The sequence below is a fragment of the bacterium genome (genome assembly GCA_027622355.1).
Lineage (GTDB): Bacteria > UBA8248 > UBA8248 > UBA8248 > UBA8248 > JAQBZT01.
In genome coordinates this window covers 22183-31275 of the sequence record JAQBZT010000004.1, presented here as the reverse complement: position 1 = coordinate 31275, position 9093 = coordinate 22183, and the positions used below count along the sequence as shown (strand labels likewise).

General features: G+C 58.2%; 6 protein-coding genes. 3 read left to right on the top strand and 3 right to left on the bottom strand.

Features of this window, described 5'->3' with window-relative positions:
• Nucleotides 1-228: 228 nt before the first annotated feature.
• The 3 genes from O2807_00700 to O2807_00690 all read right to left on the bottom strand — a co-directional run bounded on the left by O2807_00700 (nt 229) and on the right by O2807_00690 (nt 4162).
• Nucleotides 229-1542 carry an IS1380 family transposase gene (locus O2807_00700; protein ID MDA0999020.1) on the bottom strand — a complete coding sequence of 438 codons (1314 nt, stop codon included), beginning with the start codon at nt 1540-1542 and terminating at the stop codon, nt 229-231.
• A gap of 612 nt (nt 1543-2154) precedes the next feature.
• A complete protein-coding gene (locus tag O2807_00695) occupies nt 2155-2931 on the bottom strand; it encodes a hypothetical protein (GenBank protein ID MDA0999019.1) in 777 nt (258 codons plus the stop codon).
• Between the two features lie 247 nt (nt 2932-3178).
• Complete coding sequence (locus O2807_00690; protein ID MDA0999018.1) at nt 3179-4162, bottom strand: zinc-binding dehydrogenase; 984 nt, start codon at nt 4160-4162, stop codon at nt 3179-3181.
• Between the two features lie 478 nt (nt 4163-4640).
• Between O2807_00690 and O2807_00685 the strand changes: the two genes are divergently transcribed.
• The 3 genes from O2807_00685 to O2807_00675 are packed head-to-tail and all read left to right on the top strand — an operon-like array spanning nt 4641 to nt 9091.
• The gene (locus O2807_00685) at nt 4641-5612 is read left to right on the top strand and encodes a hypothetical protein (protein ID MDA0999017.1); all 972 of its coding nucleotides are present in this window, start codon (nt 4641-4643) and stop codon (nt 5610-5612) included.
• 42 nt (nt 5613-5654) lie between these two features.
• Nucleotides 5655-6728, top strand: coding sequence for a molybdopterin-dependent oxidoreductase (locus O2807_00680; GenBank protein ID MDA0999016.1), 1074 nt, complete (start codon nt 5655-5657; stop codon nt 6726-6728).
• The gene (locus tag O2807_00675; GenBank protein ID MDA0999015.1) at nt 6725-9091 is read left to right on the top strand and encodes a molybdopterin-dependent oxidoreductase; all 2367 of its coding nucleotides are present in this window, start codon (nt 6725-6727) and stop codon (nt 9089-9091) included. The genes O2807_00680 and O2807_00675 overlap by 4 nt, the downstream gene beginning before the upstream one ends.
• Nucleotides 9092-9093 lie beyond the last annotated feature (2 nt).

The following is a 9093-nucleotide window of genomic DNA, read 5'->3' as shown; positions in this document are numbered from 1 at the left end:
AATCCGGAATTATGCGGCAACCGAGGCCCTTGCCCCGATTCCGCATCGATTGCCCACAATTCCGACCGCGTTTTCCGTATGGAACTTCTCAAGTCTAGCAGACAACGTCATGCGAGGCGCCCCCTCCTTTCGAAACCGCGGGCCAAAGGCGGATTTTCCGGTTTTCAGGCGCGATGTTCCCATTATTGGCCAAGTTCGATCCCTTTTGCCCTGCCCCCGAATCCCGCGTCACCCATAGCCGAAGACCGCGCGGTAGTGGCGCGCCAGAGGGAAGGCCGAGGCCACGTGAACGTGCCACTTCCTGGAGTGATAGGAGACCCTGGCCCCGATCTTGATAAGCCGTTTGATCAGCCACTCGATAGAGCGCCTCACCCCTTCGCCTTTGACGTAGAACCTCCGGAGCATATGAAGCAGATTGTAGGCCAAGGCCCCCATCTTGAGGCGGGCCTGATTGGCTCCGAAGCGGTGGCAGCTGGTCTTGTCCCAGCGAAGGGTGTTTTTGCCCTCCTTGATCCGGTTCTCGACATCTCCCCGGCCGTTGTAGGCCTTGATCACCTTTGTCCCGTGGAGCCTGGAATTGGTCACGATAAAATTCATGTCCGGGATCAATTGATTCAGACTCCATTCCAGCTTGCACACTACCCGGCGGGGCCTCGTCCAGCTCTTGGCCTGATAGGAAAAATCCACCACCTTGACCTGACGCCCGCTCCTGGGCGGGCGCCCCACCGGGCGTGCCATATGAGGCGATACTTCCTCATAGAGCTTCGCATTGGCGCGAAGGCGGATAAAGTAGGTGACCCGCTTCTTCTCGCAGTACTCGTAGATGTCCGGGCTCGCGAAGGCGGCGTCGCACCGAAGCCAGAGAAGCCCGAACGAGGGACGATATCTCTCCACAATGGGGAGGAGGAAGGCGAGGGCTCCATCCGCCGAGTGGACATTGCCCGGTCTGAGCTTCGCGTCCAGGCAGACACCTTCGCTCGTGAAGGCAAAAAGCGGATGGAAGCAGTTCGTTCCGAAGTGGCCGTTGTAGGCGGCATTCTCCTGGCTGCCGTGGGCCGGGTCTTCGGTGGAATCAACGTCGACGATGAGCCGCCGCTTATCCTCCTTCAATAGCAGGGCGTCGGTGGAACGCCGAAGCGCGCTGTCCAGTGCCTTGAGCCCGGTCTCGTTGCCAAGAACCTCGTTCTCCAGCCGAGAGAGCATGGACTGGCCCGCCCCCGCCTTGTGGCCCTTGCCGATGGCAAGCCGAAGCGCCGGATCGATTCGGAGATGATCGGCGTCGTTGCAATCCTCGTAGCCCGCCGCGAGCTGATAAACACGCTGGCGAATCATCTGGACCAGGGAGTGTTTGGTGTGAACAGGTGACCTTCGGTCTTCGAGGCAATCACGCATGGGGCCGATGATGTTAAAGCGCTCATCGGTCTCCCTCAGGAGAAGAAAACCCGTGTCGGAACTGATCTTCGCGCCCTGGAAATCAATCATGATGGATCGGTCGAAATCAGGCCGAAGGGCCTCTTTTTGGCTGCCACCATCTCCGAGCATCTGATGTCCTCTCGCTCGGGCGATTTTAGCCAATTATATCATATAGTTACAAAGATTACCGGCTCTTTTCGCTCTGTTCCGCCGCATAATGTGGGTGAATTGGTGGTCATTTGTCAATCGGCTCCAACAGGAAGTGAATTCAAAAAGGAAAGGGTAGAATTCCAGGCACGGGCCAACGAGAAATGCCTGTCCTGGTCCAGCGAACCCTCACTTTTCCAATTTGGCCATTTCTGTGGAGGGGGCGGACCTTTTGGCCCTCATGATGGCCTTCGGAAGAGTCCCGATTGTTGGACCTCAGGCGTTACCAAATACCTATAATATGAAGCCCTTTTACCCAAATGAGCCAAACCCAGAAAATCGGTGGGCCAGCACACCCTCTACACTTGAAACATCCGTGTCACCGCCCGGCTCCCACCGCTCCATCCATGGCAGAGGGCGCTATGGGGCCCCGGGATCCCTCCCGCCACGATGACGTGCAGGTCGGCCGGATTCCGAATTGCCGGGACGAAGGAGTTGTCATCGTCCAGCCTCACAGATTCTGGTACTCCCGCCATCCGCTCCACCCGGTAGTGCCCGCTTCTCTTCAGATCCCCCAGGCGCCTGCCTGCCGTCTCACATAGGCGCCGGTGGACATCCGCCTTGGACCATCCTCCCCTCGCGCAGATCTCGGCCTGCTGGGGGCTCAGGGCCACCACCAGGTCGGTCCGGGTCCAGAGGTTCCAGGAGCCCAGGTGGGACATCGCCGATGCCGACGAGGAGGCGCTCGGGCTCCCGGCTCCCGTCGTCCACCACGATCTGGGGGTTCTCGCAGGCCACCACCGTGACGACATTCTCCTCCGGACCAAACCCCTTGGTGGCCGAAAAAGACTCCCAGGGGCTCTGGGTTTCGTTTTCGGCGATGCAGTAGGTGTAACGGGAGGGCTGGCCGAAGGTGCTCATGGAGGCCACCATCGGGATGCCTCCTCCCAGGTTGAGCAGGATGAGCCGGATGGCCCGGCCGATCGTCGCATTGGCCCGAAAGCCCGGACCGAAGCAGCCCGAGCCCCCGTGGAGGCCGATGGATTTGGCATAAGGGCCGTTCACTATCATGAGGGGGGCGGCGCTGTTGAGGGTCCCCTGTATCCCGTTCAGGTTGAAGGGTTCCTCCAGCATGGCCTTGAGCCCTCCGAGCACCACGGGCAGGTACTCCGGCTTGCAGCCGGCCATGACCGCGTGGACCGCGACCGAGCGGACGGTGGCCTCCTCCAGGAGGGGGGGGATCCGACCGACCACTTCCTCCGGGTCCCGGCGGGTGCCCTTGAGCATGAGCGCGATGCGCTCCTCGGTGGGCGGGACCACGGGGAGGCCGTCCGACCAGGGCTTCTCGAAGAAGAACTCGAAGGGGTCCATGGGGCTCCTGTTGAAAAGTTCTTGTGGGTCGGAGTTTTACCAGAGGAGAGACGCATCCGAAAGATACCCCCTTCCGGGCGCCCCGGTGAACCAGGAGATTTCAAGAAAGGCGCTGAACTTGCCAGGAATCGAATATCTGCGGAGGTAGAAAGGTCGCCACCTGAGAGCAAGGTGAGGAAAGGGCCTGATTTAAGCTAAAATCATCAATTCGCCATGCACAGGATACGGCACCAGTTTTTTGTTGTTTTCAGAAGGTCAAAACCAGCTTGCCGAAAAATTTACCGCTCAACAGAACTTCATGGCACTCGTTCGCCTGCGCAAACGGCATTTCGCGGTCCACGGGAATACGCAGGTCATGCGTCTTCCACATCCGGTCCAGGCCGTCGATAACTTCCGATATGACCGGATCGAGATTTTTGGCGGCTATCCCATAGACAGCCAGATTCTTACCCATCATGCCGGAGACGCTGAAAGTGGTCATCGGTCCCTTGCCGGTTCCCATCCCGACGATGACGACCCGGCCCTTTAGCGCCGCCGCGTCGAGATCCTTGTTGAAGTTCTCACACGCTGCGACATCGACGATAACGTCCGCGCCCGTTCCCCCGGTCAACTCCTTCGTGCGGGCGGTGAAATCCTCTTCGCGGTAGTTGATCGTTTCGTCCGCTCCGTGCGCGCGGCAAAAATCGGCTTTCTCCTTTGAACTCACCGTTGTGAGAACGCGGCAGCCCAGCGCCTTGGCCAGTTGAATGGTGGCGATGCCCACCCCTCCGGCCCCGCCGTGAACGAGCACGGACTCTCCCGCCGCGACTTTTGCTTGTATGACAAGCGCGTGCCAGGCGGTCTGAAAACCCACCGAAAGCGCCGCCGCCTCGGCAAACGAAAAACCCTCGGGAATTCGAGAAGCGTAGTCCGCCCGCAGCAAAGCGTATTCAGAGTACGCGGCCCTTGCCGGACAATAGCCGAAAACCTTATCGCCATTTGCAAAATTCGATACACCCTTGCCGCGGGCCTCGACTTCGCCGGAAATCTCGCTGCCGAGAAGATGAGGCAGCTGAAGATGGGAAACGTAGTTGGGCAGTCCCCTTCGTATCGAAAGATCGACCGGATTCACTCCGATGGCTTTCACCTTGATCAAAAGCTCGTCCGGCCCGGGCGCCGGCACTGATATATCGTCGAGGACCATGGGCTCTTCCAGCGTGTCGCTATATGCATGCACTCTCATCGCTTTCATTGATGCATCTCCTCCCGGAGAAATTATGGTACTTGCGCTTCGTCGGTTTTTACGTCCTATCCTTTGAACTCACCGGTTCTCGGAATTTCCTCACCGCCCCGTGTCCTGGTCCAGCGATTTTTATGTTGGGGTCGTCCGGCCGAAAACTCTTGAATATGTAGTATTTATGATAGCCTCCGAGTTCGACAATAGCGACTCCGTCCTGTGTGTGGCAAATTCCCAATCAGCCACAAAATTACTGCTTATTTAGGAATTCGCCATGGACAGGTCTTATCGCCGCTTACGACATTATCCCGGTTTCACTTGCACCATTTTTATCGCGGACAAATCACCGATTCGCTCCAGAGAGAAATTCCACAATCTTGAAAATAAGATGTCGCCATCTCCTTGATGCATGCGCGCACCTCTTCCCTTCGAAAAAAAATCCCGATCGCGGCTGTTTTCAAGCTGATTTTCCCCTCGGGAGAAGAAAACAGCAATGAGGATTTCGTTTAGCGACGCACTCTGCGAAGAAGCCGTAGAAAGCGAGATTGCCGAACAATCGCGAAAGGGTGATTTTCGGATTGCCCAATCGATTCGCAAGGAGATGGATCGGGTTTATGAAGATGTCTCTTCCCGGAAGCGTGCTTCTGCGTTTTCCGCGCTTTATCAGAAATATTTTCAATTACTGGGTTTTCCGGATCGTTTGGAGAGAATTTTTGCCGAGATGGATGGCATTGAGCGTCTCCCCGGCGAATGTCTCGTGGTCCGGGTGGTGAATGAGAGCGAGGAAGGTGCACAGCTCAGTGAGGACGGCTCCCGCGTGGGGATCCGGCTTCGCACCGATACACTCCGGAATTTTGAACGATGCGCGTATCTGCTCCGGCATGAACTGGTGCATATTTTCGATATTCTCGATCCTGAATTCGAATGCGACCCGAACCAGCTGCTTTCTGAAGTTTCTCCTTCCGAGGATGCGCTCTTCCGCGACCGATACCGAACGCTGTGGGATTTGTCGGTTGACGGGAGGCTTGAGCGGAAAGGATGGCTCCCTGAAAGCGTACGGGAACGGAGGTTTTCGGAGTTTCGGGCTCTTTATCCGAATATTGGCGACGATGCCGCGGAGAAGGTGATTGGGGCGCTCTGGTCGGATCCTCGTGTCCGGGATACCGCATTCCGCCGAATGGTTCAGGGCGCCGCCTCGCTCTGTGCGGCATTCGGTGTTTCAGACGACTCGCCGTTCGCCGCGGATTCACTGCGCCGGTTATCTCCCGGCTCACTTTGCCCGCTATGCCAATTTCCCACATTCGACTGGGCAGAATCCTCGGACGCGCTCTCCGGAATGGTGAAAGCCGAGTACCCCGGCTGGAATTCTACACAGGGCATCTGCACGCAATGCGCAAACCGCTATTTGTTCGCGCTGGAGATAGCCACGGATGCGGAAAATGAACAAATCGCAATCAAAAAGTAAAGATTTTCCTCTTTGTGAAGTGCATGGCGGAGGGTTTCCGGAATGAAGATATCCAGACGGCAGTTCCTCGCTGCGAGCGGAGCCGGTCTCGTATCCTGGAGTGGGAGAGGGCTCGCCCTTGCCGCCCTCCGTCCCATCGAAGACATGGGGAACCCGCTTACGAACTATCCGAACCGGGGATGGGAGAAGGTCTACCGCGACCAGTACCGGGTGGATGGTTCGTTCACCTGGATTTGCTCTCCGAACTGTACGCACGAATGCCGCTTGCGCGCGTTCACCCGGAACGGGATTGTCCTTCGTGCGGAACAAAATTACGACAACCACAAAATTACGGATATCTACGGTGTGAAGGCGACCCATCACTGGAATCCCCGCGGATGCCCCAATGGTTTTACTTTCCAGCGCCGGATGTATGGGCCTTACCGCCTTCGGTACCCGATGATTCGCCGCGGATGGAAGCAATGGGCCGATGACGGGTTTCCCGAACTCAATGACGAAAACAAGAAGAAATACATGTTCGACGCGCGCGGGAGAGACACCTTTGTCCGCGCAAGCTGGGATGAAGCCTACACGTATGCCTCCAAGGGGTTTATCCAAATTGCCAAGACCTACAGCGGCGATGAGGGAAAGCGCCGCCTCCTTGCCCAGGGCTACGATCCGGCGATGCTCGCGCATTGGAACGGCGCGGGCACCCGGACCATGAAATTCCGGGGCGGCATGGGCCTGCTCGGCGTGATTGGCAAATACGGCATGTACCGTTTCGCCAACACGATGTCTCTTGTGGACACCCATGTCCGGGGCGTATCCCCCAAGCGGGCGCGGGGCGGGCGCGCCTGGTCGAACTATACCTGGCACGGGGATCAGGCGCCGGGCCATCCTTTCGTCCACGGCCTGCAGGCGTCCGACTGCGACTTCAACGATCTCCGCAACAGCAAGCTTCACATTCATATGGGGAAAAACCTCGTCGAGAACAAACGCCCCGACACCCATTTCTTCATCGAGTGCATGGAAAGGGGCGCGAAGGTGGTTGTGGTGGCGCCCGAGTACAGTCCGCCCGCGACGAAGGCCGACTACTGGATTCCCATCCGTCCGCAGACGCGCTTCTCCTCGGCGTGACGAAAATTCTCATCGAGCGGGGCTGGTATGACGCGGAGTTTGTCAAGAATTTCACTGATTTTCCGCTTCTTGTCCGCTCAGACACCCTCAAGCGGCTGCGTCCGCAGGATGTGATTCCCGGCTACCGGAACCAGGACATCTCGGGCGGACCGTCCTTCAAGATTCACGGACTGACCCCGAAAATGCGCGAGGCGGTCGGCGACTTCATGGTGTGGGACAAGAAGAAGAACGCACCCGCCCCCATCACCCGCGACGACGTCGGGCGCCACGTGGGCGAGAAAAACCTCGATCCGGCCCTTGAGGGCAAATTCAATGTCCGCACCGTGGACGGCAAGGAAATCGAGGTGATGCCGATTTTCGAGGTGTACAAAAGCCAGCACCTCAGAGACTACGACCTCGACACCGTTCACGAAATCACGCACTCGCCCAAAGAGCTTATCGAGCAGCTTGCCAAGGATGTTTCCGAGATCAAGCCCGCCGCCCTGCATGTGGGCGAGGGGATCAACCACTGGTTCCACGCCACGATGACCAACCGGGCCCAGTACCTGCCCATGATCCTGACGGGGAACATCGGCCGGCCGGGAGCGGGGTGCCATACCTGGGCCGGAAACTACAAGGCCGCCCTGTTCCAGGGTTCCCAGTGGTCCGGCCCGGGCTTCAAGGGCTGGATTGGCGAGGATCCCTTCCAACCCAATCTCGATGCCAGGACCGATGGAAAGGATGTGAAAATTCGCGCGACGATAAAGGACGAAGAGCCCTCCTACTGGAACTACGGAGACAAGCCCCTGGTCGTGAACACGCCGAAGTACGGGCGCAAGGTTTTCACCGGCAAGACCCACATGCCTACGCCGACCAAGGCCATGTGGTTCACGAACGTGAACCTCTTCAACAACGCCAAATGGCTCTACGAAATGATCAAGAACGTGAACCCAAAAATTGAGATGATCATCTGCTCGGAGATCGAATTAACTTCCACAGCTGAATACTCGGATATTCTCCTTCCAGCGAATACCTGGATGGAGTTCGAGCAGCCCGAGGTCACGGCCTCCTGCTCGAATCCCTTCCTTCAGATATGGAAGGGAGGCATCAAGCCCATCTACGACACCAAGGACGATGTGCTCATCATGGCCGAGATGGCCAAGAAACTGGGAGAGATACTCAAGGACAAGCGTTTCGCGGACTACTGGAAGTTCGCCCTGGAGAAAAAGTCGGAGGTCTATATCCAGCGCCTGCTGGATGCCTCGACCCCCACGCGCGGATACAAATATGCCGACATCATGGCGGGCAAGTACGGCGAACCCGGGTCGGCGCTCATGCTTTTCCGCTCCTACCCTCGCGTTCCCTTCCTCGAGCAGATCGAAGATTCGGTTCCGTTCTTCTCGCCGACCGGAAGGCTCCAGGCCTATAACGACGAGCCCGAGGTCATCGAATATGGAGAGAACCTCATCGTCCAACGCGAGGGCCCGGAAGGAACGCCCTATCTTCCAAACGTCATCGTCAGCTCGAGTCCCTTCATCCGGCCCGAGGATTACGGCATCCCGCGCGAGCACATGGGCTGGGGCGAGCGGCAGGTGCGCAACATCAAGCTTCCGTGGAAAGAGGCGAAAGAGACCAAAAATCCGCTGTGGGAGGCTGGCTACCGCTTCTTCTGCCTCACCCCGAAGAGCCGGCACTTCACCCACTCCTCGTGGCAGGTGACCGACTGGAACTTTATCTGGTCGACCAGCTTCGGCGATCCCTACCGCATGGATCGCCGCCAACCCGGGGTGGGCGAGCAGCAGGTGCAGATGAACCCCGAGGCCGCGAAGGACCTGGGCTTCAAGGAAGGCGATTATGTTTACGTGGACGCCAACCCTGCCGATCGGCCCTACATCGGCTGGAAGCCGGACGACCCCTTCTACAAGGTGGCGCGTCTCATGCTCCGTGTGAAGTTCAATCCGGCGTATCCCTATGACGTTGTGATGATCAAGCACGGGGCCTGGTGCGCCACCGAAAAGAGCGTGAAGGGGCATGAAACACGAAAAGATGGCCGTGCGGTTTCCGCCGATACGGGATATCAGGCGAGTTACCGCTACGGCTCCCACCAGTCGATCACGCGCGGCTGGCTCATGCCCATGCACCAGCTCGACAGCCTGTTCCACAAGAAGAAGGTGGACATGAGTTTCCTGATGGGCGGCGAGGCCGACAACCACGCCGTCAACACGGTTCCGAAAGAAACACTCGTCAAGATGACCAAAGCGGAGGATGGCGGCCTGGGCGGCCGCGGCGTATGGGCGCCGGCGACGACGGGGTTCGCGCCCGGCGGGGAGAACAAATTCATGCGCCGTTACCTCGAAGGCATGGTGAAAGTGAAGAGGGGATAAAG